The 24,933-nt window shown below is 72.9% G+C and carries 28 protein-coding genes and 1 tRNA gene; 20 read left to right on the top strand and 9 right to left on the bottom strand.

What is annotated here, in order from left to right:
- Window positions 1–65: 65 nt before the first annotated feature.
- The 9 genes from obgE to trmB all read left to right on the top strand — a co-directional run bounded on the left by obgE (window position 66) and on the right by trmB (window position 7,638).
- Window positions 66–1,568, top strand: a complete 1,503-nt coding sequence (obgE, locus tag ACFFHC_RS01925) for a GTPase ObgE (RefSeq protein ID WP_101849473.1) — start codon at window positions 66–68, stop codon at window positions 1,566–1,568.
- A 27-nt stretch (window positions 1,569–1,595) separates the two neighbouring features.
- Window positions 1,596–1,826 (top strand): hypothetical protein, encoded by a 231-nt coding sequence (locus ACFFHC_RS01920; protein WP_101849472.1) that lies wholly within the window; start codon window positions 1,596–1,598, stop codon window positions 1,824–1,826.
- A gap of 2 nt (window positions 1,827–1,828) precedes the next feature.
- Window positions 1,829–2,542 (top strand): nicotinate-nucleotide adenylyltransferase, encoded by a 714-nt coding sequence (gene nadD, locus ACFFHC_RS01915; RefSeq protein WP_379802611.1) that lies wholly within the window; start codon window positions 1,829–1,831, stop codon window positions 2,540–2,542.
- A complete protein-coding gene (rsfS, locus tag ACFFHC_RS01910) occupies window positions 2,539–2,976 on the top strand; it encodes a ribosome silencing factor (protein ID WP_379802608.1) in 438 nt (145 codons plus the stop codon). Before nadD ends, rsfS begins: the two co-directional genes overlap by 4 nt.
- The gene (locus tag ACFFHC_RS01905) at window positions 2,973–3,584 is read left to right on the top strand and encodes a histidine phosphatase family protein (RefSeq protein WP_180802224.1); all 612 of its coding nucleotides are present in this window, start codon (window positions 2,973–2,975) and stop codon (window positions 3,582–3,584) included. Before rsfS ends, ACFFHC_RS01905 begins: the two co-directional genes overlap by 4 nt.
- Window positions 3,585–3,680: 96 nt before the next feature.
- Window positions 3,681–3,753: transfer RNA gene (locus ACFFHC_RS01900), tRNA-Ala, on the top strand.
- A 776-nt stretch (window positions 3,754–4,529) separates the two neighbouring features.
- The gene (locus ACFFHC_RS01895) at window positions 4,530–4,703 is read left to right on the top strand and encodes a CsbD family protein (RefSeq protein ID WP_083323347.1); all 174 of its coding nucleotides are present in this window, start codon (window positions 4,530–4,532) and stop codon (window positions 4,701–4,703) included.
- 191 nt (window positions 4,704–4,894) lie between these two features.
- Window positions 4,895–6,760: a translation elongation factor 4 gene (lepA, locus tag ACFFHC_RS01890; RefSeq protein ID WP_070703193.1), complete on the top strand. Its 1,866-nt coding sequence runs from the start codon at window positions 4,895–4,897 to the stop codon at window positions 6,758–6,760.
- The gene (gene trmB, locus ACFFHC_RS01885) at window positions 6,757–7,638 is read left to right on the top strand and encodes a tRNA (guanosine(46)-N7)-methyltransferase TrmB (RefSeq protein ID WP_379802603.1); all 882 of its coding nucleotides are present in this window, start codon (window positions 6,757–6,759) and stop codon (window positions 7,636–7,638) included. Before lepA ends, trmB begins: the two co-directional genes overlap by 4 nt.
- Before the next feature lie 32 nt (window positions 7,639–7,670).
- Here the strand turns inward: trmB and ACFFHC_RS01880 are convergent, their stop codons facing one another.
- Both ACFFHC_RS01880 and ACFFHC_RS01875 read right to left on the bottom strand, forming a co-directional pair.
- Window positions 7,671–7,847: a hypothetical protein gene (locus ACFFHC_RS01880; protein ID WP_168168394.1), complete on the bottom strand. Its 177-nt coding sequence runs from the start codon at window positions 7,845–7,847 to the stop codon at window positions 7,671–7,673.
- Between the two features lie 234 nt (window positions 7,848–8,081).
- The gene (locus ACFFHC_RS01875) at window positions 8,082–8,363 is read right to left on the bottom strand and encodes a GNAT family N-acetyltransferase (RefSeq protein WP_070703194.1); all 282 of its coding nucleotides are present in this window, start codon (window positions 8,361–8,363) and stop codon (window positions 8,082–8,084) included.
- 62 nt (window positions 8,364–8,425) lie between these two features.
- On the opposite strand from ACFFHC_RS01875, the gene hemW reads away from it, so the two are divergent.
- Window positions 8,426–9,658, top strand: a complete 1,233-nt coding sequence (hemW, locus tag ACFFHC_RS01870) for a radical SAM family heme chaperone HemW (RefSeq protein WP_070703195.1) — start codon at window positions 8,426–8,428, stop codon at window positions 9,656–9,658.
- A 92-nt stretch (window positions 9,659–9,750) separates the two neighbouring features.
- Here the strand turns inward: hemW and ACFFHC_RS01865 are convergent, their stop codons facing one another.
- Together ACFFHC_RS01865 and ACFFHC_RS01860 are read right to left on the bottom strand one after the other, a co-directional pair.
- On the bottom strand, window positions 9,751–10,314 hold the full coding sequence (locus ACFFHC_RS01865) for a DUF4870 domain-containing protein (protein ID WP_083323349.1): 564 nt from the start codon (window positions 10,312–10,314) through the stop codon (window positions 9,751–9,753).
- An 87-nt stretch (window positions 10,315–10,401) separates the two neighbouring features.
- On the bottom strand, window positions 10,402–11,268 hold the full coding sequence (locus tag ACFFHC_RS01860) for a DUF3097 family protein (RefSeq protein ID WP_379802597.1): 867 nt from the start codon (window positions 11,266–11,268) through the stop codon (window positions 10,402–10,404).
- A 136-nt stretch (window positions 11,269–11,404) separates the two neighbouring features.
- Between ACFFHC_RS01860 and hrcA the strand changes: the two genes are divergently transcribed.
- From hrcA to ACFFHC_RS01845, 3 genes are all read left to right on the top strand, one after another.
- Window positions 11,405–12,430, top strand: a complete 1,026-nt coding sequence (gene hrcA / locus ACFFHC_RS01855) for a heat-inducible transcriptional repressor HrcA (RefSeq protein WP_070703197.1) — start codon at window positions 11,405–11,407, stop codon at window positions 12,428–12,430.
- A 67-nt stretch (window positions 12,431–12,497) separates the two neighbouring features.
- Entirely contained in the window at window positions 12,498–13,625 is a 1,128-nt protein-coding gene (dnaJ, locus tag ACFFHC_RS01850; RefSeq protein WP_070703198.1) for a molecular chaperone DnaJ, read from the top strand.
- The gene (locus ACFFHC_RS01845) at window positions 13,625–14,389 is read left to right on the top strand and encodes a 16S rRNA (uracil(1498)-N(3))-methyltransferase (RefSeq protein ID WP_070703199.1); all 765 of its coding nucleotides are present in this window, start codon (window positions 13,625–13,627) and stop codon (window positions 14,387–14,389) included. The genes dnaJ and ACFFHC_RS01845 overlap by 1 nt, the downstream gene beginning before the upstream one ends.
- Before the next feature lies 1 nt (window position 14,390).
- Here the strand turns inward: ACFFHC_RS01845 and ACFFHC_RS01840 are convergent, their stop codons facing one another.
- The 4 genes from ACFFHC_RS01840 to ACFFHC_RS01825 form a co-directional block, all read right to left on the bottom strand.
- Entirely contained in the window at window positions 14,391–14,954 is a 564-nt protein-coding gene (locus ACFFHC_RS01840) for an OmpA family protein (protein WP_070703200.1), read from the bottom strand.
- Window positions 14,951–15,661, bottom strand: a complete 711-nt coding sequence (locus ACFFHC_RS01835; RefSeq protein WP_070703201.1) for a hypothetical protein — start codon at window positions 15,659–15,661, stop codon at window positions 14,951–14,953. The genes ACFFHC_RS01840 and ACFFHC_RS01835 overlap by 4 nt, the downstream gene beginning before the upstream one ends.
- 141 nt (window positions 15,662–15,802) lie before the next feature.
- Window positions 15,803–17,011: a protein kinase domain-containing protein gene (locus tag ACFFHC_RS01830; protein ID WP_379802594.1), complete on the bottom strand. Its 1,209-nt coding sequence runs from the start codon at window positions 17,009–17,011 to the stop codon at window positions 15,803–15,805.
- A complete protein-coding gene (locus tag ACFFHC_RS01825; RefSeq protein ID WP_168168476.1) occupies window positions 17,008–17,634 on the bottom strand; it encodes an RNA polymerase sigma factor in 627 nt (208 codons plus the stop codon). The genes ACFFHC_RS01830 and ACFFHC_RS01825 overlap by 4 nt, the downstream gene beginning before the upstream one ends.
- Window positions 17,635–17,698: 64 nt before the next feature.
- On the opposite strand from ACFFHC_RS01825, the gene ACFFHC_RS01820 reads away from it, so the two are divergent.
- The 6 genes from ACFFHC_RS01820 to era all read left to right on the top strand — a co-directional run bounded on the left by ACFFHC_RS01820 (window position 17,699) and on the right by era (window position 23,644).
- Window positions 17,699–18,046, top strand: a complete 348-nt coding sequence (locus ACFFHC_RS01820) for a histidine triad nucleotide-binding protein (protein WP_070705337.1) — start codon at window positions 17,699–17,701, stop codon at window positions 18,044–18,046.
- Window positions 18,047–18,217: 171 nt separating this feature from the next.
- Complete coding sequence (locus ACFFHC_RS01815) at window positions 18,218–19,717, top strand: amino acid permease (protein ID WP_070705338.1); 1,500 nt, start codon at window positions 18,218–18,220, stop codon at window positions 19,715–19,717.
- A 42-nt stretch (window positions 19,718–19,759) separates the two neighbouring features.
- On the top strand, window positions 19,760–20,809 hold the full coding sequence (locus ACFFHC_RS01810) for a PhoH family protein (protein ID WP_070705339.1): 1,050 nt from the start codon (window positions 19,760–19,762) through the stop codon (window positions 20,807–20,809).
- Complete coding sequence (ybeY, locus tag ACFFHC_RS01805; RefSeq protein WP_070705340.1) at window positions 20,806–21,309, top strand: rRNA maturation RNase YbeY; 504 nt, start codon at window positions 20,806–20,808, stop codon at window positions 21,307–21,309. The genes ACFFHC_RS01810 and ybeY overlap by 4 nt, the downstream gene beginning before the upstream one ends.
- A complete protein-coding gene (locus ACFFHC_RS01800) occupies window positions 21,306–22,715 on the top strand; it encodes a hemolysin family protein (RefSeq protein WP_083323590.1) in 1,410 nt (469 codons plus the stop codon). The genes ybeY and ACFFHC_RS01800 overlap by 4 nt, the downstream gene beginning before the upstream one ends.
- The gene (era, locus tag ACFFHC_RS01795; protein WP_070705341.1) at window positions 22,712–23,644 is read left to right on the top strand and encodes a GTPase Era; all 933 of its coding nucleotides are present in this window, start codon (window positions 22,712–22,714) and stop codon (window positions 23,642–23,644) included. The genes ACFFHC_RS01800 and era overlap by 4 nt, the downstream gene beginning before the upstream one ends.
- Window positions 23,645–23,689: 45 nt before the next feature.
- Here the strand turns inward: era and ACFFHC_RS01790 are convergent, their stop codons facing one another.
- Entirely contained in the window at window positions 23,690–24,340 is a 651-nt protein-coding gene (locus ACFFHC_RS01790; RefSeq protein WP_379802593.1) for an alpha-ketoglutarate-dependent dioxygenase AlkB, read from the bottom strand.
- Between the two features lie 85 nt (window positions 24,341–24,425).
- Between ACFFHC_RS01790 and ACFFHC_RS01785 the strand changes: the two genes are divergently transcribed.
- Window positions 24,426–24,863: a hypothetical protein gene (locus ACFFHC_RS01785; RefSeq protein WP_379802592.1), complete on the top strand. Its 438-nt coding sequence runs from the start codon at window positions 24,426–24,428 to the stop codon at window positions 24,861–24,863.
- Window positions 24,864–24,933 lie beyond the last annotated feature (70 nt).

Raw genomic sequence — 24,933 nt, 5'->3', positions numbered from 1 at the left:
CACTGAGGCATCGCCCCCGTCGGCGTTGTGCACCACCCACCCCCGAGCAGTACCGGAGACCCCTGATGACGACCTTCGTGGACCGCGTGGTCCTGCACCTCGCCGCCGGCAAGGGTGGCCACGGCGTGGCCTCCGTGCACCGTGAGAAGTTCAAGCCGCTCGGCGGACCCGACGGCGGCAACGGTGGGCACGGTGGTGACGTCGTCCTGGAGGTCGACGCCCAGGTGACCACGCTGCTGGAGTACCACCGCGGACCGCACCGCAGCGCCCCCAACGGCCAGCCGGGGGAGGGCGACGAGCGCAACGGCGCCAACGGCGAGGACATGGTGCTCCGGGTGCCCGAGGGCACGGTGGTGAAGACCCGCTCCGGCGAGGTGCTCGCCGACCTCGTGGGCCACGGGACCCGTTTCATCGCCGCCCGCGGTGGCGTCGGCGGCCTGGGCAACAAGGCGCTGGCCTCCCGCCGTCGCAAGGCGCCCGGCTTCGCGCTGCTCGGCGAGCCCGGCGAGGAGGTCGAGCTCGTCCTGGAGCTCAAGACCCTGGCCGACGTGGCCCTCATCGGTTTTCCCTCGGCTGGCAAGTCCTCGCTGGTCTCCGTGCTCAGCTCGGCGCGCCCGAAGATCGCCGACTACCCCTTCACCACCCTGGTGCCCAACCTCGGCGTCGTCACCGCCGGCGACGCCCGCTTCACCGTGGCCGACGTCCCGGGGCTCATCCCGGGTGCCGCGCAGGGCAAGGGGCTGGGCCTGGAGTTCCTGCGCCACGTGGAGCGCTGCGGCGTCCTGGTGCACGTGGTGGACTGCGCCACCCTCGAGCCGGGCCGTGACCCGCTCACCGACCTCGACGTCATCGAGGCCGAGCTGCGCCAGTACGTGCCCGACGAGGCGCTGGGCGGCCGGCCGTTGGCCGAGCGCACCCGGGTGGTGGTGCTCAACAAGGCCGACGTGCCCGAGGCGCGCGAGCTGGCCGAGATGGTGGAGCCGATGCTGCGTGAGCGCGGTGTCGAGGTGCACGTCGTCTCCGCGGTGGCTCACATGGGCCTGGAGCCGCTGAAGTTCTCCCTGGCCCGTCACGTGGCTGCCCACCGGGCCAGCCTGCCGCCGGCCGAGCCCGAGCGTGTGGTGGTGCGCCCGAAGGCGCGCGACGACAGCGGATTCACCATCACCCGCGAGAACACCCACGACGGCCACTTCTTCCGGGTGGTCGGGGAGCGCGTGGAGCGCTGGACCAAGCAGACCGACTTCGCCAACGACGAGGCCGTCGGCTACCTGGCCGACCGCCTGCAGCGCGCCGGGGTCGAGGACCAGCTGGTGGCCGCCGGGGCCGTGGCCGGTGACACGGTCGTCATCGGGGCCGGGGACGGCATCGTGTTCGACTGGGAGCCCACCATCACCGCCGGGGCGGAGCACCTGGGGTCGCGCGGTTCGGACCTGCGCCTGGAGGAGCGTTCGCGCCCTACCCGCGCGGAGAAGCGCGAGGCCTTCCACGCCCGCAAGGACGCCGAGAGCGAGGTGCGCCGGGAGATGGAGGCCGAGCGCCGCGCGGGCATCTGGACCGCCGACGACTGACGGGTGCCGGCCGGTAGGATGCCCCTCATGCACAACGTTCTCGCGGTCATCACCGAGGGCGGGGAGTCCGCCCACCACGGCATGGAGCTCCCCTTCGCCCCCATCTGGTTCGGCGTCATCGCGCTGGCCGTCCTCATGGCGCTGCTGTTCATCCTGTGGCAGTTCCGCCACGCCGTGCCCATGGACCCGCGCGACGAGGAGTTCGCCGCCGACCACATCCGTCACGGGCGTCGACGGAGCCGGGCGGGTCGTCGCTGACGATGCGTCTCGGTGTGATGGGTGGGACCTTCGACCCCATCCACCACGGACACCTGGTGGCGGCCAGCGAGGTGGCCGCCACCTTCGGTCTCGACCAGGTGCTCTTCGTCCCCACGGGTCGCCCGTGGCAGAAGGAGGGCAAGCGCGTCTCCCCGGCCGAGGACCGCTACCTGATGACGGTGGTCGCCACCGCGTCCAACCCCCGCTTCTCGGTGAGCCGGGTCGACATCGACCGGCCGGGCCCCACGTACACGCGGGACACGCTCGTTGACCTCAAGCGGATGCACCCCGAGGCCGAGCTCTTCTTCATCACCGGTGCCGACGCCCTCGGGCAGATCCTGTCTTGGAAGGGCGTCGAGGAGCTCTGGGAGCTCGCGCACTTCATCGGCGTGAGCCGGCCGGGCCACGAGCTGAGCGCCACCGGCCTGCCGCAGGACAAGGTGACGCTCACCGAGATCCCGGCCATGGCCATCAGCTCCACCGACTGCCGCCACCGCGTCGAGTCCGGGCTGCCGGTCTGGTACCTGGTGCCGGACGGCGTGGTGCAGTACATCAACAAGCACGGCCTCTACACGCCCGAGGCCACGGCGGGGGAGGGCGAGGACTTCGACGCCATCCTGCCGTCGGCCACCCCCGAGCACGACAGCACTCCGGCCCCCGCACGGGTGACGCCGGCGACCGACTCCGCAGACCCCGTCCAGGAGGACACCGCGTGACCGCCACCCCCGAGGCCATCGAGCTGGCCCGCACCGCCGCCCGCGCCGCCGACGACAAGTTCGCCGAGGAGATCGTGGCGCTGGACGTCAGCGAGCACCTCGCCCTGACGGACATCTTCCTCATCGCGTCCGCGCCCACCGAGCGCCAGGTGCACGCCGTGGTCGATGCCGTGACCGACGCCTGCATCGCGGCGGGCGTCAAGCCGCGCCGGCGCGAGGGGGAGCGCGAGAACCGCTGGGTCCTCGTGGACTTCGGCGACGTGGTGCTGCACGTGCAGCACACCGAGGACCGCGAGTTCTACGACCTGCAGCGCCTGTGGAAGGACTGCCCCGCGGTGGACCTGCAGCTGCCCGAGCACCCGGAGGGCCGCGGGGAGACCGCCGCCCAGTCCGAGGCCCAGCGCCCGTGGTGGCTGCCGCAGGACGGTCAGTGACCCGGACGCTGCTGCTGCAGCGCCACGGCCGGACCGCGGACAACGCGGCCGGCCGCTACCAGGGGCAGGCGGACACGCCCCTGGACCGGACCGGACGCGAGCAGGCGCGGCGCGCTGCGCCCCTGCTGGCCGGTCTGCGCCCGGACGCGGTGGTGAGCTCGGACCTGGCCCGGGCCTCGGCGACCGCCCGGGAGGTGGGGGACCTGCTGGGGGTGGGGGTCCTCACCGACGCGCGACTGCGCGAGGTGCACATGGGCCAGTGGCAGGGCAGGCTCCGCAGCGAGCTGGCCGGGGACCCGCGGTGGGCGGACACCCTGGCCGCCCTGCGGTCCGGGGAGGACCCGCGACGTGGAGGGACGGGGGAGACCCTGGCCGAGTGCGTCGTCCGTGTCGGTGAGGCCGTCGAGGAGCACCTCCGGGGGATCGATGAGGGGGGAACCCTCCTCGTGGTGGGGCACGGGCTCTCCACGCGCGCCCTGGTGGCCAGCCGGCTCGGTCTGACGCAGTCCTCCCTGGGGCCGCTGGGCAACACGCGGTGGGCTCAGGTCACCATCGGGGGCTCCGGATGGGTCCTCGACGCCTGGAACGTGGGTGTCGAGGGCGTCTGAGGGCCGAGGATTCCGCACCACGAAGCCGATTTGGCATTCGAGGGGAAGATGTGTGTAATATTCACCGGTCGCTCCGAGAGAGCGGCTCCCAGATACGGGGCTATGGCGCAGTTGGTAGCGCGCTTCCATGGCATGGAAGAGGTCAGGGGTTCGAATCCCCTTAGCTCCACATCGAGAAGGCCCACACCGTGTGGTGTGGGCCTTCTGCGTTGCCGGGTGGGGAGTCAGGTTCCCACCGACCACGGGCGGCGGATCGTGCGGCTCACCCGGCAGGGTGAGATGCGAAGGGGCGGTGCGCCTCGGTGAAGAGGTGCACCACCTCGTCCTCAGTCATCCCCTCGATGCCGGGGAAGCAGCAGGTGGCGGACGTGGACGCCCAGGTACCGCTTGGGGCCGACCACGAGGGGAACGGTCGGAGGGTGCGCGGCCAGTCGGTGGACACCCTCCTGGGTGAGGGGCATCACGGCGCAGCGGCCACCGGGCTGGTTCTTCACCGGGATGGTGGTCCGTCGGGGCGGGAGGAGGTCCCCCGGGCACCGGATCGACACCGCGCAAACGCACCCCGTGGGCGTCCAGCACCACGGGCCGGCTCGCACGGGCACCCGGTGAGGGTCACCGCACCCTGACGGTGCAGCACACGGAGCGCTGCGGCCAGCGCGCCGGCCGAGGCGTGCGGCCCGGGTCTGTTCAGGACCGAGGGCGCTGCTGACGGGGCTGCTGTCCGCCCCGCTCCGCACGGTTCATCCCGGCCCGTACCCCACGGCTCACCAGCCGCCGGGTGACGATGCGTCCAACTCGGTTCGCGATCTGCTGCCATGCCATACCCACGACGTTAACGGCCTTCGAGGTGTGCGTCGAGGGCGGCTGCTCTTGCGCCAGGGGCGGTCAGGGGAGAGGGTGGGGTGGAACGACGCCCCGAGAGCCGGGGCAGGAAGGAGGCCCGCCATGGGTATCGCTGACAAGCTGGGCAACGCCGCCGACGAGGCGAAGGGCAAGGCCAAGGAGGCCATGGGCGACGCGACGGACAACCCGCGTCTCCAGGCCGAGGGTCAGAGCGACCAGGCCGGCGCCAACCTCAAGCAGGCCGGCGAGAACGTCAAGGACGCCTTCGGCAAGTGAGCTGAGGCCTCCGACCCGGTGAGGGGCCGTCCGTGCGGGAGACCGCAGGGCGGCCCCTCATCCGTCCCCGGCCCCGGCCCCGGCCCCGGCCCCGGGCTGCGCCGCGGGCCGGCGGGCACGGGGGCCGACCGTGACGTGAAAGACTGACCCGACGCCCGTACACCCCATCGACCCACGAGGTGCCCCGCTCCGTGTCCCCCGTCGCGCACACCGCTCTGCAGCCGGCCGCCACCCCGCCGTCGCAGATCCGCAACTTCTGCATCATCGCCCACATCGACCACGGCAAGTCGACACTGGCCGACCGCATGCTGCAGATCACCGAGGTGGTGCAGGCCCGCGACATGCGCGCGCAGTACCTGGACCGCATGGACATCGAGCGCGAACGCGGCATCACCATCAAGTCCCAGGCCGTGCGCATGCCCTGGGCGCTGGGGGAGGGCAAGGACCAGGAGACCTTCGTCCTGAACATGATCGACACCCCGGGTCACGTGGACTTCACCTACGAGGTGTCGCGCTCCCTGGCCGCCTGCGAGGGCGCGATCCTGCTCGTGGACGCCGCCCAGGGCATCGAGGCGCAGACCCTGGCCAACCTGTACCTGGCGATGGAGAACGAGCTCACCATCATCCCGGTGCTCAACAAGATCGACCTGCCGGCCGCACAGCCGGAGAAGTACGCCGAGGAGATCGCCGGCCTCATCGGCTGCGAGCCCGAGGACGTGCTCAAGGTCTCGGGCAAGACCGGTGAGGGCGTCACCGAGCTGCTCGACCACATCGTGGACCGGATCCCGGCCCCGGTGGGCGACGCGGACGCCCCGGCCCGCGCGATGATCTTCGACTCCGTCTACGACACCTACCGCGGCGTGGTGACCTACGTCCGCGTGGTGGACGGTCAGCTCACCCCTCGCGAGAAGATCCAGATGATGTCCACCGGGGCCACGCACGAGCTGCTGGAGATCGGCATCATCTCGCCCGAGCCGCTGCCCACCAAGGGCCTGGGTGTCGGCGAGACCGGGTACCTCATCACGGGCGTGAAGGACGTGCGCCAGTCCAAGGTGGGTGACACGGTCACCTCCTCGGCGCAGCCGGCGGGCGAGGCCATCGGCGGGTACAAGGACCCCAACCCGATGGTGTACTCGGGCCTGTACCCGATCGACGGCTCGGACTACCCCGTGCTGCGTGACGCGCTGGACAAGCTGAAGCTCAACGACGCCGCGCTGGTGTACGAGCCCGAGACCTCCGCGGCCCTCGGTTTCGGCTTCCGCGTGGGCTTCCTGGGGATGCTCCACCTGGAGATCGTGCGCGAGCGCCTGTCGCGCGAGTTCAACCTCGACCTCATCAGCACCATGCCCAACGTGATCTACACGGTGCGCATGGAGGACGGCACCGAGGTGGTGGTGACCAACCCGAGCGAGTTCCCCGCCGGCAAGGTGGCCAGCATCACCGAGCCCGTGGTCAAGGCCACCATCCTCACGCCGAGCGAGTTCATCGGCTCGGTCATGGAGCTGTGCCAGAACCGGCGCGGCACCCTCGGTGGCATGGACTACCTCTCCGAGGACCGCGTGGAGATGCGCTACACGCTGCCGCTGGCCGAGATCGTCTTCGACTTCTTCGACAACCTGAAGTCCCGCACCAAGGGCTACGCGTCCTTCGAGTACTCCGAGGCGGGCTCGCAGGAGGCCGACCTGGTGAAGGTGGACATCCTGCTGCAGGGTGACCAGGTGGACGCCTTCAGCTCCATCGTGCACAAGGACAAGGCCTACGCCTATGGCGTGGAGATGGCCGGCAAGCTCAAGGAGCTCATCCCCCGCCAGCAGTTCGAGGTGCCCATCCAGGCCGCCGTGGGTTCGCGCATCATCGCCCGCGAGACCATCCGTGCCATCCGCAAGGACGTGCTCTCCAAGTGCTACGGCGGTGACATCAGCCGCAAGCGCAAGCTGCTGGAGAAGCAGAAGGAGGGCAAGAAGCGCATGAAGATGGTGGGCACGGTGGAGGTGCCGCAGGAGGCCTTCATCGCGGCGCTCAGCCAGGACGGCGAGAAGGGCAAGGACTCCAAGTGAGCACCGACCGCGACGCCGTCGGCGGTGGTCTTCGGCCCGAGGGGGCGCCCCGCAAGGGGGCGGCGGCCGCGGCCGGGGCGGCGCTGGAGCACGCCGGGGTCTCCCGCAGCGACGCCGAGCGCCTGCCCGACGGTCGGCTCAAGCGCGTCACCCGCTCCTACGTGGTCCGCGGCGAGCGCCCGGACCCGCGCCACGCGCAGGCGTGGGAGAAGCACGCCGACCGCCTCGTGGTGGAGCCGCCGCGCACCACCGAGCCGCTCTCGGTGGACCCGGCCTTCCGCTTCGACGCCGAGGCCGTCTTCGGTCGCCGTGCGCCGCTGGTGGTGGAGATCGGTGCCGGGTCCGGCGACGCCGTGGCCGCCCACGCGGCCGCGCACCCGGAGACGGACCACGTCGCCATCGAGGTGTGGCACCCCGGGGCCGCGCAGATCGTCAGCCAGCTGGCGCACGCCGGGCTCGAGAACGTGCGGGTCATGGAGGTCGACGCCGCGCGCGCGTTCGCCACGATGTTCCAGCCCGGCTCGCTGGCCGAGGTGTGGACCTTCTTCCCCGACCCCTGGCCCAAGGCCAAGCACCACAAGCGCCGCCTGGTGAGCCCGGCCCTGGCCGACGACGTGGTGCGCACCCTGCAGCCGGGCGGTGTGTGGCGCCTGGCCACCGACTGGGCGGACTACGCGTGGTGGATGCGTGACGTGGTGGAGGCCTGCGAGGGCCTGGAGAACCCGTACGCCGGGGAGCGTCCCTCGCCGGAGGACCCGGCGGGGGCGGACCGGGGTGGGTTCGCGCCGCGGTTCGACGAGCGGCCGCTCACGCGCTTCGAGCGCAAGGGCCTGGGGGTGGACCGCACCGTGCGTGACGTGGTGGGCCGTCGGGTCTGAGGTCCTGACCGGGCGGGGGGGGAGTGTGCGCCTCAGAAGGAGTCGCGCACGTGCACCTGGCTGCCGCCGAAGAGCTGCCAGAAGTCGTCCTCACCGTCGGCGAGCCCGGCCTGGCGGGCCGCACCCAGGGTCTGGCTGCCGCTCCACACCGCCGCGAAACCATGGGACGTGAAGCGCACCGTCGGCTCCCTGCCCTCGAGCTGCTCCACGGTGGCCTGCCCATCGCGCTGGGCGAGCGTTTACTGGCCCCCGGTGAACGCCGCCTCGCCGCCGGGGAAGAGGGGGCCGCGGCGGGTGAGGGGACCGTTGTGCTCGAGGGCCCAGGCCTCGTAGGTGTCGACGACGACGGGCAGGTCGGCGGGGGGCGCGCCGCAGCGTCGCGTGCCTCGGCGCGATGCCAGCGAGGGCCGCCAGCGGCACCTCGGTCTCGTCGTCGTAGGTGGTCACCACCTCGTGGCCCAGCGAGCGGTAGGCACCCGGGGCGGTGGCTTCAGGGTGGAGACCACGGCGCCCCAGCCGCGAGCCTCGTCGGTGAGGGTGCGCACCAGACGGGCCGCGAGCCCCTGGCCGCGGTGCTCCGGTGCCACCTTGACCCCGGCGATTCCGGCTGTCGGCAGCACCTGTCCCCACCACCACGAGGCGGACCGCTGGCAGGTGGCCGAGGCGACCACCCTGCCGCCGACCTCGGCCGCGGTGGCCGGGCGCCGCTGCGGGGTGGAGGTCATGCGGGGACGCTACGCGGCGGCCACCGGGGGAGCCACCGCTTTTCGGCTGGGAGAATCACCGCGTGCCACAGCTCCCCGACGGTGACCCCGCGCCGCACGACGGCCGCCTGCCCGCCGCCTCCCTCTCCGCGATGCGGGGCGGCACCTTCTCGCTCTACCTGCACGTGCCGTACTGCTCGGTGCGCTGCGGGTACTGCGACTTCAACACCTACACGCTCACCGAGCTGGGCGATGCGACGGGTGCCTCGCTGGCCACGTGGGTGGACGGTGTGGCCGCCGAGCTCGACCTGGCCGTCGACGTGCTCACCGCCGACGGGGGCGCGCCGCCGGTGGTGGACACCGTGTTCGTGGGCGGCGGCACCCCCTCGCTGCTGGGAGCCGATGACCTCGGCCGCGCGCTGGGGGTGGTGCGGCAGCGCTTCGAGGCGGCGCCGGACTGGGAGGTGACCACCGAGGCCAATCCCGACCAGGTGGACGAGGCGTTCACCACCGCCCTGGCCCGTGCCGGGTACACGCGGCTGTCGGTGGGCATGCAGTCCGCCGTGCCGCACGTGCTCGCCACGCTCGACCGCACCCACGACCCGCGCAACGTGGAGCGCGCGGTGGCCGCCGCGCAGTCCGCCGACCTGGCGGTGTCGGTGGACCTCATCCACGGCACGCCGGGCGAGTCACTGGCCGACTGGCGCACCAGCGTGGAGGCGGCCCTGGCGCTGCGGCCCGACCACGTCTCGGCCTACGCCCTCACCATCGAGGAGGGGACCGCCCTGCACCGCCGGGTGGCGCGCGGGGAGCTGCCCCGGCCCAGCGAGGACGACCAGGCCGACAAGTACGAGCTGGCCGACGACCTGCTCACCGGTGCCGGGTACGCCTGGTACGAGCTCTCCAACTGGGCGCGCACCGAGCGCGGGCGGTGCCGCCACAACGAGCACTACTGGGACGGCGGGCACTGGTGGGGCGTGGGGCCCGGGGCGCACAGCCACGTGGGCGGTACCCGGTTCTGGAACGTCAAGCACCCGCGCGCCTGGGCCCAGCGCCTGGCGTCCGGTTCCCCGGCTGAGGCGCGGGAGGTGCTCACACCCGAGCAGGTGACCGAGGAGCGGGTGATGCTCGGCATCCGCCGCCGGGAGGGGCTGCCCGTGGAGGACGTGCCCGACGCCGGGCGGCAGGCGGTGGCCGGTCTCGTGGCCGCGGGGCTGCTCGAGGGCGTGCCCGCAGTGCGCGACCGGCGGTTGGTCCTCACCCGTCGGGGCCGGTTGCTCGCCGACCGCGTGACCTGGGGGCTGCTCGGCCTCTGAGGAGTGATCGGGCGCCTCGGGCCCCCATATGGGAACGCCGCGGGGCGGCCGACCGGGTGGTCGACCGCCCCGCGGCGTGGGGAACCGGTGCGTCAGTCCAGGATCTTGATCTCGACGGGGTAGCGGTACGGCTCCCCGTGGTTGGCCTTGAGTGTGGCGCTGATGGTCCACCAGAGATAGATGCCGGTGGCGAGGAGAGCGAGCGGGACCAGGAGGAACAGGGCCAGGCCGAAGGTGAGAGGCGCCACCACGAAGAGGCCGAACCCGAGCGTGACGAAGACGATGGTGGCCACGACGTGGAAGTTGAACGACCCGGCGGCGGCGCGGCGCACGAAGGGGTCGCGGTCCTTGTACACCAGCCACACGATGAGCGGCCCGACGAAGGGCAGGAGGCCACCGGACAGCACCCACGAGATGATGCCGGACAGGTGGCAGAACATGGCCACGAGGCGGTCGGAGTCGGACTTCTGGCCGGCGGCGGCATGCGTCCCGTTCCAGCCGGGGCCGCTCGCGCCGGGCTGACCGGGGCCGCCCTGCCGGGGTCCGCCGCCGGCGAAGGTGTCGTCCGGGGTGCTGCCACCGGACAGGGCCGAGGAGTCTGCCGAGGAGTACGACGGGCCGGTGCTCCCGTTCGGGGGAGGGGGTGGTGTGGTCATGCCCCCAGCATGACCATATCCGGCCGCGGGCGGCGCCCCTCCCGCAGGCGGATCTGTGGACCACCGTGACCTTCCCCGGGCGGGGGATCAGCCCAGCGGCACCTCGCCCACGGTGACGAAGTCGATGAGCTCCTCCACCCGCCCCAGCAGCTCGGGCTCGAGGTCGGTGTAGTCGTCCACGGTGGCCAGGATGCGCTTCCACCCGCGCGCCACGTCGGCCTGTGTGGCGTGCGGCCACCCCAGCTCGGCGAGGATGCCGTGCTTCCACGAGGTGCCCTTGGGGATCACGGGCCACTGCGTCCACCCGAGCTGCTGGGGGCGCACGGACTGCCACACGTCCACGTACGGGTGGCCCACGATCTTCACGTGGCGGGCGTAGCGCGGGGTGGCCCGTGCCTCCTCCACCACGCGCCACTCCTTGGTGCCGGGCACGAGGTGGTCCACCAGCACCCCCATCCGGCGGTCGGCGGTGGGTCGGAACTCCTCGATGACGGCACGCAGGTCGTCCACGCCGTCGAGCATCTCCACCACCACGCCCTCCACGCGCAGGTCGTCACCCCACACCTTCTCCACGAGCTCGGCGTCGTGCCGTCCCTCCACGAAGATGCGCGATCCGACCGCCACCCGTGCCGGGGCATCGGCGACGGCGCGGCTTCCGCTGCGGGTCCGCGCGGGCGCGGTCGCGCGCGCAGCCGCCCTCGGGGCCACCAGGGTGACCGGCTGCCCGTCGATCCAGAAGCCCGGGCCCAGGGGGAAGGCCTTGGTGCGGCCGCGCCCGTCCTCCGGGTGCACCACGTGCTCGCCGCCCGCCTTCTCCACCGAGACCACGGCGCCCACCCACCCGGTGGTCACGTCCTCCACGACCGTGCCGGGCACCGCCTCGACCTCGCGGCTGCGCCCGCGCGGGGGACGCTTCCAGTCGCCGGCCAACACGTCCGATCCGTACCTGTCCATGGGGGCAGAGGGTACGGCGCCGGTCTGCCCGGGCGGCGTAGACTGGCACTTGGTGTGCCGGAGTGCCAGCGGCCCCGGGCCGGAGGTCCGCGCACGCCGTCACCGGACCGATGCCGAGACCCGTCAGGAGGAGTCGATGTCCTCGGAACGCCGCCTGCAGGTGCTGCGCGCCATCGTGGAGGACCACGTGCGCACCTCCGAGCCCGTGGGCTCGCGCAGCGTGCTGGAGCGGCACGGCATCGGGGTCTCGGCGGCCACCATCCGCAACGACATGGCCATCCTCGAGGCCGAGGGGCTCATCCAGGCACCCCACACCTCCGCCGGGCGCGTGCCCACCGACGCCGGGTACCGCCGCTTCGTGGACACCATCAGCAAGGTGCCCCGCCTCACGCCGGCCGAGCGCCGCGCCATCCGCGACTTCCTGGCCGACCCCATGGACCTCGACGACGTCGTGGAGCGCACCGTCCGGCTGCTGGCCGCCCTGACCCGCCAGGTGGCCGTGGTGCAGTACCCCTCCCTGACCCGTTCCGCACTGCAGCACGTGGAGCTGGTGCCGATGGGGCCGCGCACCATGGTGGTGATCATCACCGACAGCGGCCGGGTGGAGCAGCGCCTGGTGGACCTGCCCGAGGGCACCGGCCCGGAGGAGCTGCGCCGCCTGCGCGACCGGGTCAACGGCGCGGCGGCGGGCCGCACCTTCGAGGACGCCCGGGCCGCCCTGGCCGCCGCCACTGAGGAGTCGCCCGCCGACCCGGCGCTCGCCGAGCTGTGCCAGGTGGTCGCCGGAACGCTGGCCGAGGAGCGCGAGGAGCGCCTGGCCCTGGCCGGCACCTCGAGCCTGGTGCGCAACACCACGGACTTCGGCGGGTCGCTGGAGACGGTGATCTCCGCCTTGGAGGAACACGTGGTGCTGTTGCGGTTGTTGCAGTCCGCGGACCCGACCGAGGCGCCGACCGGCCGTACCCCCGCCGTGGCCGTCTCCATCGGGACCGAGCACGACCACAGCGGCCTGCAGACCACCTCCGTGGTGGCCAGCACCTACGGGCAGGAGGGCGTCGGTTCCCTCGGCGTCCTGGGTCCCACCCGCATGGACTACCCCGGCACGATGGGGGCGGTCCGCGCCGTGGCCGCGTACCTGTCCGAGGTGCTCGAGCACCGGTGAGCACCGGCACGTCCCAGACCACCGCCCCCGAACCATCAGCCGCCGGACACCCCGGCGCGGAGAGCGCATGAACGACTACTACGAGACCCTCGGAGTTTCCCGCGACGCCAGCGCGGAGGAGATCAAGAAGGCCTACCGCCGCAAGGCGCGCCAGCTGCACCCCGACGTGGCCCCCGGCCGCGAGGACGAGTTCAAGGCCGTCGCCCAGGCCTACGACGTGCTCGGCGACGCCGCCAAGAAGGCCGCCTACGACCGTGGCCAGGACCCCTACGGCGACCCGACGGCCGGGTTCGGCGGTGCCGGGGGAGCGTTCACCTTCAGCGACATCATGGACGCCTTCTTCGGTGGCCAGGCCGGGGCGGCCGGACCGCGCTCGCGCCAGCAGCCGGGGCAGGACGCCCTGGTGCGCCTGGACGTCCCGCTGCGCACGGCGGTCTTCGGCGACACCGAGGACCTCACAGTGGAGACCGCCGTGCTGTGCTCGGTCTGCGGCGGTGACGGCTGCGCCCCCGGCACCGGCACACGCACCTGCGACCTGTGCCACGGTCAGGGCCACGTGCAGCAGGTGCAGCGCTCCTTCCTCGGCCAGGTGATGACCACCCGGCCGTGCGGCACCTGCCAGGCCACCGGTGAGGTCATCGTGGAGCCGTGCACCGACTGCCACGGCGACGGCCGCGTGCGCGAGCGCCGCACGCTCAAGGTCAAGGTGCCTGCGGGCGTGGACACCGGCACCCGCATCCAGCTGGCCGGCCAGGGCGAGGTGGGCCCCGGCGGCGGGCCGGCGGGGAGCCTCTACGTCGAGGTGAACGTGGAGCCCGACGCGACCTGGACCCGCGAGGGTGACGACCTGCACTGCTCGGTGGAGCTGCCGATGACGGCCGCGGCCCTGGGCACGCGCACCCCGGTGGAGACCTTCGACGGCACCGAGCAGGTGGAGGTCCCCGCCGGCACCCAGCACGGGGCCGTGTTCACGCTGCGCGGGCTGGGCGTGGGCCACCTGCGTCGGGAGGGGCGCGGCGACGTGCACGTGCACGCCCAGGTGGTGACGCCCACGCGCCTGGACTCCCGGCAGAAGGAGCTGCTCCACGAGCTGGCCCGGCTGCGCGGCGAGGAGCAGGCGACCGGCACGATCACGTCGGTGTCCGAGCAGGGCGGCTTCTTCGGGCGCCTGCGCGACGCGTTCTCGGGCCGCTGATGACGCTGCCGCTCTTCCTCGCCGACGGCCCCTTGGCCGGGGTGGGGGAGTCCCTCACGCTCTCCGGGGACGAGGGGCGCCACGCCGCCACGGTGCAGCGCATCGCCGTGGGCGAGGAGGTGCTCCTGGCCGACGGCGCCGGTGCCGGGGTGCGCGGGCGCGTCACCGGCACCACGAAGTCCACCCTGGAGCTGGAGGTCCTGGAGGAGCTCACCGAGCCGACCGGCCGCCCCCGGTTGGAGCTCGTGCAGGCGCTGGCCAAGGCCGGCCGGGCCGAGCAGTCGCTGGAGACCAGCGTGGAGATCGGCGTGGACGCCGTGGTGCCCTGGCAGGCCGACCGCAGCATCAGCCGGTGGGCGGGCCCCAAGGCCGAGAAGGGCCGGGTGAAGTGGCAGCAGGTGGTGCGTGCGGCCACCAAGCAGTCCCGCCGCCTGTGGGAGGCCCCGGTGGAGCCGATGGTGGACACCGCCGGGCTCGTCGAGCGGGTGCGGGTCGGTGGCGGGGCCAGCGAGCTCACCCTCGTGCTGCACGAGGTGGCCACCGACGGGCTGCTGCCGACCCTGGGCGGCCTGCTCGAGGGCCGCGAGACGCCCTCGCTGGTGCGCGTGGTCATCGGTCCCGAGGGCGGGATCAGCCCGCAGGAGCTCGAGGCCCTCACCGACGCCGGGGGAGTGCCGGTGGTGCTCGGCCCCCACGTGCTGCGCACGAGCAGCGCCGGGCCGGTGGCCCTGGCGCTGCTGTGCGGTGCGCTGCGGTGGGACTGACTCAGTGGCCGTAGCGGATCTCCACGCGGCGGTTCTTGGCCCGGCCCTCCGGGTCGTCCTTGCCGGCGGACTCGTTGGGGGCCACGGGCTGCTTCTCACCGTACCCCTCCACCTCGAGTGAGAGGTCGGGTCGGGCCGCCTTGAGGGCCTTGGCCACGGCATCGGCACGGCGCTCGGACAGCTTCTGGTTGAAGTCGTCCGCGCCGATCGAGTCGGTGTGGCCGCCCACCTCGACCGTGGCGCCCTTCGGCACGTCGGTCACCAGCTCCGCGGCCCGGTCGGCGAAGGTCGCCGGCAGGTTCGCCTTGCCGTAGGCGAAGAGCACGTCGGTGTCCAGGGAGATGACCTCCTCGGCCCCGTCGGTGGTGTGGTCGTCCAGCGGCTCGACAGAGTCCTCGAGCTGGGTGACGGCCGGCTCCAGCTGGATGATGCTCTTCCTGAGCTGTGCGTCGGACCACTCCGTCGGCGCCTGTGCGACGTGGGGTGCGGCGAGGGCGGGAGCGAGCGCCACAGGGAGGGCTGCCGCCGTGGTGAGGGCCAGGCCGGTCAGGAGGCGGGAGGTCATCGGAGCTCCACCTCCGTCGCGTCCGCCACACCACCCATCAGGTGCACCGTCATGGTCTCGACGTCCTCGGGCGGTGCGGCGAAGACGACGCTCACGTAGGTGATGCCGTCGGTGCTCACGTCGATGTCGTTGACGCTCGGCATCGCCTGCTGGTTGTTGTGTTCGTCCTGGAGCACGCGGTGCTTGCGCAGGTTCTTGGTGTCCACCAGGTAGGGGTACCAGGTGCCGGCCAAGTTGTAGAGGCTCTCGGCCTCGGCGCCGTGCTCCGCGTCGCTCTTGAGCTGGAAGCCGTAGGTGGCCGTCACGGTCTTGCCCTGCCGCTCCAGCGAGTGGAGGGAGACCAGCAGCTCGCTGCCCTCCTGCTCGAGCGGACGGGCACGCGTGACGAGGGGCTCGCCGATCTCCTCGGCGGTGAGCCCCGGTGCGTGGCTGGTGTTCGCCGTGGGTCCTCCCTCCTCCGAGGCGTCGGGGGACTGTGCGTCCCCGGCGTCCGAGGACTCCTCGCCGGTGGTCGAGCTGGTCTCGGGCGGCTCGGTCCCCTCGGAGTCCTCCTCCCCGGTGTCGGTGGTCTCGTCGGGCTCCGCGGCGGCAGCGGTGGTGCGCTCCTCCTCGCCGCTGGTGAAGGTGGCATCGGGGCTGCAGGCGCCCAGGCCCAGGGCCCCGACGAGGGCCAGGGCGGTGAGTGAACGGGTAGCTGCGGAACGCATGGCGGGTCTCCTTCGTGGTGGGTCCCCCGAGGGGGTGTGTGCCCGTTGGTCGTGTGCTCACGGGGAAAGGTTGCACGCTGCCCGGATCTCCGCCCGGGGTGGGACCCCCGTCGCGCCACTGCCACCCCGGGGGGGAGGGGCTCAGGGGGTCACGCGCAGGTGGTGCGTGGTCACGAGCGGTGCTCCGTCGGTGGTGGTGGCCCTCACCACCACCCGCGCGCGTCCGGCACCCCGGGGGGTGAGCACCACCCTGCGACGGCCGCTGACGAAGCGGCCGTCGGGCAGCTCCCACACCCACGAGGTGACGTCGGAGTGGTCGAGGACGAACGCGGCCCGCTCACCGACCGCCACCTCCGCGGGGCCGGAGACCTCCACGCGCGCGGCCCCGTGGGTGTCCCCGGGCTGTGTGAGGCGCGGCCACAGCACGGCGCCGGCCACGGCCCCCACGACCCCGGCTCCCGCCGGGACCAGCCCGCGCAGCAGCTCCCGGCGGCTGGCACCCTCGGGTGCGGGTGGGGTGGGGGAGGGCGTCGTGCGGGGCGCGAGGGCGGTCTCGAGCTCCCGCAGCCACTCCTGCACGTCAGCCGGACGGTCGTCGGGGTCGGTTGCGCACCCCCGGCGCAGGGCGGCGACGACGGGCTGCGGCAGCTCGGCGTCGCCCGCCACCCACGTGACCAGGGCTGAGAGGGACCAGAGGTCCGTGCGGTGGTCCACCACCCCCGCCGGGGCGTCCATCTCCGGGGCGCGGAACCCCCGGGTTCCCACGCCCACGGTGAGGCCGGAGTTGACCGCCAGGTCCTTGCACAGGCCGAGGTCGGACAGGAGCAGGCGCTCGTCGGGCTCCAGCAGCGTGGCGCGGGGCGGGCCCTGGCGGTGCCGTGCCCCCGCCCCGGGCCGGTCCGCCGGCCACGAGCGCAGCAGCACGTTGGCCGGACTGAGGTCGCGGTGCACCACCCGCGCGGCGTGGACGGCCCCGAGGGCGGCCGCCAGGTCGCGGGCCACCACCAGCAGGTCGTCGGTCGAGGCGCTCCACCCGGCTCGCCCTCGCGCCTCGACCCGGGCGCCCAGACTGCCCCGGTCGGCCTCCTCGAGCACGAGGTACGGCTGCTGGTGGTCGGTCTCCCCGAGGTCGTGCACGCCGACCACGTGCTCGCTGCGGATCCGTCGCTGGAGCCGCCCCTCGGTGATGAAGCGCTCCCGGACGTCGGGGTTGAGGCTGTGGTTCTCGGCCAGCACCTTGACCACCACGGTGTCGTCCAGCACCGGGTCGTGGGCACGGTGCACCGTGGCGAAGGAGCCCACCCCCAGCACCTCCTGGAGGTGGAGGCGGCCCACCCGGTGACGGCTCACCGGTGGACCTGCCCCTCGTGGAGGGCATGGGCGGCCAGCGCCCGACCTCGCGCCACCTGAGCCTTGACCGTGCCGAGGGGGCGCTCGAGGTGGTCGGCGATCTCGGCGTAGCTGAGGCCCCGCACCTCGCGGAGCACGACCACCTCGCGGTAGGGCGGGGGAAGCTCGCGGAGCGCACCGTCGAGGGCTTCGCGGGTGGCGACCTGCGAGCTGAGCCGGGCTCCCGGGGAGGCCACGTCCGCCGGCAGCTGCACGGCCTCGCGCCGGCGACGCAGGTGGTCGACGACCCGCCGGTGGGCGATGGAGGCCACCCAGGTGGTGACGGCCGCCCCGCCCCTGAACGAGTCCACCGAGTTGGCCACGGAGATCAGGGTCTCCTGGACCACGTCGTCGACCGAGGCCTCGTCGAGCAGGCGGGAGGCGACGAACCTGTGGACCACGCCGGAGGCGGAGAGCTGCTCGAGCAGGAGCTCCCGGCCGCTGGTCGAGCCGCCGCTCGCGGCCGACGCCAGGACCGACCACAGGGCCTCGCGCCCGTCCGGGCCCGCATCCGCGAGCAGCTGACGAGCCCGCAGCGAGTCGCCGGCGGCCAGGGCCGACTGCAGGGCGTTCCGGGGGTCCATGCACGGCATGCTACGCAGGGCCGACGGCAGGCCGACGCCGGCTGCCGGGGCTAGGGTGACGCGCATGAGCACCGACTGCCTGTTCTGCAAGATCGTCGTCGGGGAGGTCCCCGGTGACGTCGTCGTGGAGTCCGACCGCTCGCTGGCCTTCCGCGACATCGACCCGCAGGCCCCCACCCACGTGCTGGTGGTGCCGCGCGACCACCACCGCAATCTCGCCGCCGTGGCCGTGGACGACCCGGCCGCCGCCACCGACCTGCTGCAGACCGTGGCCAAGGTGGCCGAGCAGGAGGGGCTCGCCGAGGACGGCTACCGCGTGGTGGCCAACACCGGTGAGCACGGGCAGCAGTCGGTCGACCACGTGCACCTGCACGTCATCGGGGGGCGCCAGCTGCAGTGGCCGCCCGGCTGAGGTGACCTGCGTCATGCCCCAGAGGCCGGGCTGACGGGAAGGCCTGCGGTGAACCGCCCGCCGGGCCGCAGGCCTTCCCGTTGCCGGCCCACTCGCCGGAACCCCCGGGAAATCGGCTGGGCGCGTGCTAGGTTCCGGCCACCCATGACCCCCCTCCCCGCAAGGACCCCCATGGCCACCGTCGCCCCACCCACCGAACCCGCCGTCACCGACGGGCGGGCCGAGGAGCAGCTCCAGCGCAAGCTGAGCGCGCGCCACCTCAACATGATCGCGCTGGGTGGCGCCATCGGCACCGGACTGTTCGTGGCCTCGGGCGCCACCATCAGCACGGCCGGGCCCGGGGGCGCCCTGCTGGCCTACGCGGCCATCGGCGTCATGGTCTTCCTGCTCATGCAGAGCCTGGGCGAGATGGCCACCTACCTGCCTCTGGCCAGCTCCTTCGAGGCCTACGGCACACGCTTCGTGAGCCCCTCGTTCGGCTTCGCCACCGGGTGGAACTACTGGTTCAACTGGGCCATCACCGTGGCCGTGGAGCTGGTGGCCGCCGAGATGGTCATGGGCTACTGGTTCCCCGACGTGCCGGGGTGGATCTGGTCGGCGGCCTTCCTCGGGGTGCTGCTGCTGCTCAACATCGTCACCGTGCGAGCCTTCGGTGAGGGGGAGTTCCTCTTCTCGTCCATCAAGGTCATCGCCGTGCTGGTGTTCCTCGTGGTGGGCGTGCTCATGATCGCCGGCGTGCTGGGCGACGGCTCCCCGGGCACCAGCAACTGGACCCGGGGCGAGGCCCCCTTCGTGGGCGGCCTGGCCGGCATGCTGAGCATCTTCATGATCGCCGGGTTCTCGTTCCAGGGCACCGAGATGGTCGGTGTGGCCGCCGGTGAGGCCGACGAGCCGGAGAAGACCATCCCCAAGGCCATCCGCTCGGTCTTCTTCCGCATCATGCTCTTCTACATCGGCGCCATCGCGGTCATCGGCTTCCTGCTGCCCTACGACGACGCCCGCCTGCTCAACGCCAGCGAGAGCGAGGACATCTCCATCGCGCCGTTCACCCTCGTCTTCGGCGAGGCCGGCATCCCCTACGCCGGCGACATCATGAACGCGGTGATCCTCGTGGCCATCCTCTCGGCGGGCAACGCCGGGATGTACTCCTCCACCCGCATGCTCTACGGCCTGGCGCGTTCCGGGAAGGCCCCGTCCTTCCTCGGCGGCGTGAACCGCCGTGGCGTGCCGGTGGCCGCCCTGCTGGTGACCGCCGCCGTGGGCGCCCTGTGCTTCCTCACCAGCCTCGTGGGCGAGGGGCAGGCCTACACCTGGCTCGTGAGCGCCTCGGGTCTGGCCGGCTTCATCACCTGGATGGGCATCGCCTGGTGCCACTACCGCTTCCGCCGCGCCTACGTGGCGCAGGGCGGCGACCCCCGCGACCTGCCGTACCGCGCCTGGGCCTTCCCGGTGGGCCCGCTGGTGGCCCTGGCGATGTGCGCCGTGGTGGTCGTGGGCCAGGGATGGACCATCTTCGACGACATCCGCGTCGACGGCTTCGGCACCGAGAGCCTGCTCGGCCTGCTGACCACCTACCTGGGCCTGCCGCTCTTCCTGGGTGTGTGGCTGGTGCACCGCCTGGTCACCGGCTCGCGGCCGGTGGCGCCCGAGCAGGCCGACCTCTCCCGGTGACCTGCTCGGTCGTCGGGGGCACCGCCTAGACTCGAGGCCACGATGACTCAGAACACCCCCGCGGCCGGCCCCCAGCGCACCAGTTCGGTGGTGACCCTCCCCGAGGGGGTCTCCCTGGTCTCCCTCTGGGGGCCCCAGGACCAGTTGCTGCGCACCATCGAACGCGCCTTCCCCGACGTGGACCTGCTGGCCCGCGGTGACGAGCTGCACCTCGCCGGTCCGGTGCAGGAGGTCTCGCTCGCCGAGCGGCTCGTGGAGGAGCTGCTGGTCATGGTGCAGGGCGGGCACGCCCTGACCGCCGACGCGGTGGAGCGTTCCATCGGCATGCTCCGGGCGCGCACCGCCGAGCGGCCCGCCGACGTGCTGACGCAGAACATCATCAGCAACCGCGGCAAGACCATCCGGCCCAAGACGCTCGGCCAGAAGCAGTACGTCGACGCGATCGACGAGCACACGGTGGTCTTCGGCATCGGCCCGGCCGGTACCGGCAAGACCTACCTGGCCATGGCCAAGGCCGTGGCGGCCCTGCAGGCCAAGGAGGTCAGCCGCATCATCCTCACGCGCCCCGCCGTGGAGGCCGGCGAGCGACTGGGCTTCCTGCCCGGCTCCCTCAACGAGAAGATCGACCCCTACCTGCGGCCGCTCTACGACGCGCTGCACGACATGGTCGACCCCGACTCCATCCCGCGGCTCATGGCCAGCGGCACCATCGAGGTGGCCCCGCTGGCGTACATGCGCGGGCGCACCCTCAACGACGCGTTCATCATCCTCGACGAGGCGCAGAACACCTCTCCGGAGCAGATGAAGATGTTCCTCACCCGCCTGGGCTTCGGCTCCACGATGGTGATCACCGGCGACACCACGCAGGTCGACCTGCCCGGTGGCACCCGCTCCGGCCTGGCGGTGGTCGAGGAGATCCTCACCGGGGTGGAGGACGTGCACTTCTCGCACCTGACAGCCGTGGACGTGGTGCGCCACCGGCTGGTCTCCCGCATTGTGGAGGCCTACGGGGCGTGGGACGCCACCCAGTCCGGCCGCGGTGGCCGACCGGGCGGCCGCGCCGAGCGCCCGGCCGGCGGGGACCGCGCATGACCATCGAGGTGCTCGTCGAGGACGACCCCCGCTGCGACCCCGCCGACGTGCAGGCCGCGGCCCAGCACGCCATGGACGCCCTGCACGTGCACCCGGCCGCCGAGTTGTGCATCCGGTTCGTGGAGCCCGCCGCCATCGAGGTGCTCCACGAGCAGTGGATGGACCTCGCCGGCCCCACCGACGTCATGAGCTTCCCCATGGACGAGTTGCGCCCCGGGACACCCGAGCGCCCGTCCGAGCCTGGGGTGCTCGGCGACATCGTCCTGTGCCCCCAGGTGGCCGCCGCGCAGGCGGAGAAGCTCGGCCACCCCGTGGGCGACGAGCTGCTCATGCTCACCGTGCACGGCGTGCTGCACCTGCTGGGCCACGACCACGCCGAGCCCGAGGAGGAGCGCGAGATGTTCGCCCTCCAGGCCGAGCTGCTCGCCTCCTACCTGGCCCTCACCGGCCGCAGCACCACCGCCGCCCCGCGCCCCGGCAGTGCGGGGGACCGTTCGTGACCGTGTGGTTGGTGGTGGCCGCCGTGGTGCTGGTGGCCCTCACCCACCTCATGACCATGGCCGAGACGGCCCTGCAGCGCGTGAGCAAGCGCCACGCCGAGGCCCTGGCCCAGGAGGGCCGCCGCGGCGGTGACGCGTTGGCCCGCATCCTGGACGACACGGCTGCCCACATGTCCGTGGTCACCTTCCTGCGCGTGCTGGGGGAGTGCGCCGTGGCGGTGCTGTTCACCGTGGCCATCGACCGCTGGTTGGCCACCGGGTGGGAGCTCCCCGTGGCCATCGCGGTGGTGACGGTGGTGTCCTACGTGGTGCTCGGGGTCTCCCCGCGCACGCTGGGGCGTCAGAACGCCGAGGCGATCGCCCTGCGCGCCGCCCCGGCCGTGGCGCGCGCCCGCGACCTGCTCGGTCCGCTGTCCAAGACGCTGATCGTGGTGGGCAACGCCGTGACCCCGGGCAAGGGCTTCGCCGAGGGCCCCTTCGAGAACGAGGCCGAGTTCCGCGACATGGTCGACATGGCCGGCGAGAGCGCCGTCATCGAGGCCGGGGAGCGGGAGATGATCCACTCCATCTTCGAGCTCGGTGACACCACCGCGCGGCGCGTGCTCGTGCCCCGCACGGACATGGTGGTCATCGAGGGCCACAAGCAGCTGCGCAAGGTGATGAGCCTGGCGCTGCGGTCGGGCTTCAGTCGCATCCCCGTGGTGGGCGAGGGGGGCACTGACGACGTGCTCGGCATCGTGCACTTCAAGGACGTGGTGCGGCGGGTGAACGCCGACCCGTCCGCCCGCGAGGAGGTCACCGCCGCCGAGGTGATGCGCGAGGCGACCTTCGTGCCCGACAGCAAGGGCGTGGACGCGCTGCTGCGCGAGATGCAGGTCTCCCAGACGCACCTGGTGGTGGTCGTCGACGAGTACGGCGGCACCGCCGGCATCCTGTCGATCGAGGACATCCTCGAGGAGATCGTCGGGGAGATCACCGACGAGCACGACCGCGAGAGCGTGGAGTCCACGCAGCTCGAGGACGGCACCTGGCGCGTCGCGGCCTCGATGGACGTGGACGACCTCGCCGAGCTCTTCGAGGTGTCCTTCTCCGAGGAGGTCACCGAGGACGTGGAGACCGTCGGCGGGCTGCTGGCCAAGCTGACCGACCGCGTGCCGATCGTGGGCTCCACCGGCGACGTGGCCGGCATCCGCCTCACCGCCGAGCGCCTCTCGGGCCGTCGGCACCGCGTGGCCACCGTCATCGCCGAGTGGGTCGGCCACGCCAGCGACGCCGAGGAGGCCCGGGACGACCTGCCCGGTGACCCCGGCTCCGGTGCCCACCCCGCCGGCGCGGAGCTCGACCCGGAGCCCGCGGGCCCGGGCATGATGGACCCCGACACCCCGCCTGCCAAGGAGCACCCATGACGATCACGCCCGACTTCCCCGAGGACTACCGGGCGGGCTTCGTGTGCTTCGTCGGCCGACCGAACGCCGGCAAGTCCACGCTGACCAACGCCCTGGTGGGGCAGAAGGTGGCCATCACCTCCAACAAGCCGCAGACCACGCGGCACACGGTGCGCGGCATCCTCAGTGACGCGAAGCGGCAGCTGGTGGTGGTGGACACCCCCGGCCTCCACAAGCCCCGCACCCTGCTGGGCGAGCGGCTCAACGACGTGGTGCGCGAGACGCTGCTGGACGTGGACGTCATCGGCTTCTGCATGCCCGCCGACCAGAAACCCGGGCCCGGTGACAAGTTCATCGCGGCCGAGCTCGACGAGGTGCGCCGCGGCCGGCGGACACCGGTGATCGCCATTGCCACCAAGGCCGACCTGGTCTCCCGGGACCAGTTGGCCGAGCACCTCATCGCCATCGACCAGATGGGCGACTTCGACGAGATCGTGCCCTGCTCGGCGGTCAACGGGGAGCAGCTCGACCTGGTGCGCGAGCTCATCGGCGACCGGATGCCGCTCTCCCCGCCGCTGTACCCCGACGACGTGCTCACCGACGAACCCACCGACGTCATGGTGGCCGAGCTGGTGCGCGAGGCGGCCCTGGAGGGTGTGCGCGACGAGCTGCCGCACAGCCTGGCCGTGGTGGTGGAGGAGATGCTGCCGCGCGAGGACCGCCCGGTGGACAAGCCGCTCATGGACGTGCGCGTCAACGTCTTCGTGGAGCGCCCCAGCCAGAAGGCGATCATCATCGGCCGCGGTGGGTCGCGGCTGCGCGAGGTGGGCACCACGGCCCGCGAGCAGATCGAGCAGCTGCTCGGCCAGCGCGTGCACCTGGACCTGCACGTGAAGGTGGCCAAGGACTGGCAGCGCGACCCCAAGCAGCTGCAGCGCCTGGGTTTCTGACCCGCCCCGCCGGGCCGGCCACCGTCCTCTCGGGGCGGGGCCGGCTCAGCGCACCCCGCGCGGCCGGAGCTGGATGCTGACGCGCGGCCCGGTGGGGTGCCGCTCCTTGGGCACGGCGTGCTCCCGGGTGCGCTGGCAGGAGCCACCCATGACCACGAGGTCGCCGTGGCCGACGGGCAGGGTGAGCGAGGCCCCGCCGCCGCGCGGGCGCAGGAGCAGCCGCCGTGGCGCGCCCACCGAGACGATGGCCACCATCGTGTCGTGCGTGGCCCCGCGGCCGATGCGGTCGCCGTGCCAGGCCACGGAGTCGTGCTCGTCGCGGTAGAGGCACAGGCCCGCGGTCGCGAACGGCTCCGCGGCCGGCTCCGCGGCGTAGTGGGCGTCGAGGGCCTCACGCGCCGCGACGAGCAGCGGGTGGGGGAGCGGCTCGTGCTCGGCGTAGAAGCGCAGCAGGCGTGGGGTGTCCACCACGCGGTCGTACATGCGGCGCCGCTCGGCCTGCCACGGCACGGCGTCCAGCAGGTGTTCCAGCAGCGTCCGGGAACCGGTCACCCAGCCGGGCCGCACGTCGACCCAGGCCCCGTGGTCGAGGACGCGGCGCGTCACGGCCCGGCCCAGGGGGCGCAGGCCCAGGTCGTCCACCTGGTCGAGGAGCGACCCCTGCCCGGGGGCCACGGCAAGCGTGCGTACAGACATGCCACCAGGATAGAACACCTGAGCCAGCCGCGAGGTCGCCAATCCCCGACCATGCGAAGGTGCCCCGCCCCTCGACCCACCTGTGGTGCTCGTGCCCCTGGGTGTGGTCCGCCTGCTGCGGCGAGCCGGGCGGGTGGCCGACGCGCACATCGTGCGGCGGGAGCAGCGCCTGGTCCCCCTGGCTGCGGCGGTGGTGAGTGTGGCCGTCGGGCTCGCCCTGCTGCACCTGGCCGGTGCCCCGGCCGCGCTGGTCCGTGTGCTCGCGGCGACGCTGGCCGCCCTGCTGGTGCTGGCCCTGGTCACCGTGGTGCACAAGGTCTCCTTCCACACCGGTGTGGTGGCCGGCGGAGCGGTGGCCCTGTGGGTCACCGGCACCCACCTCTGCGGTGTGGTGCTGGGGTTGCTGGTCCCCGTCGTCGCGTGGGCGCGGGTGCGGCGCGGGCGACACAGCGTGGCCCAGGTGGTGCTGGGCGGACTGGTCGCGGCCGCTGTCGCCGCGGCCACCTGGTGGGACACCGCCTGACGCTCGCCAGCCCACCGCCGGGCCCGGACCGGTCCCGGTGCCTGCACCACCGCCGGGCCACGGCACAATC

Source organism: Kytococcus schroeteri, from assembly GCF_042433515.1.
GTDB classification, from domain to species: Bacteria; Actinomycetota; Actinomycetes; order Actinomycetales; family Dermatophilaceae; genus Kytococcus; species Kytococcus schroeteri.
Note: the sequence above shows the minus strand (reverse complement) of the source record. Positions and strands in the feature narration are given on the sequence as shown.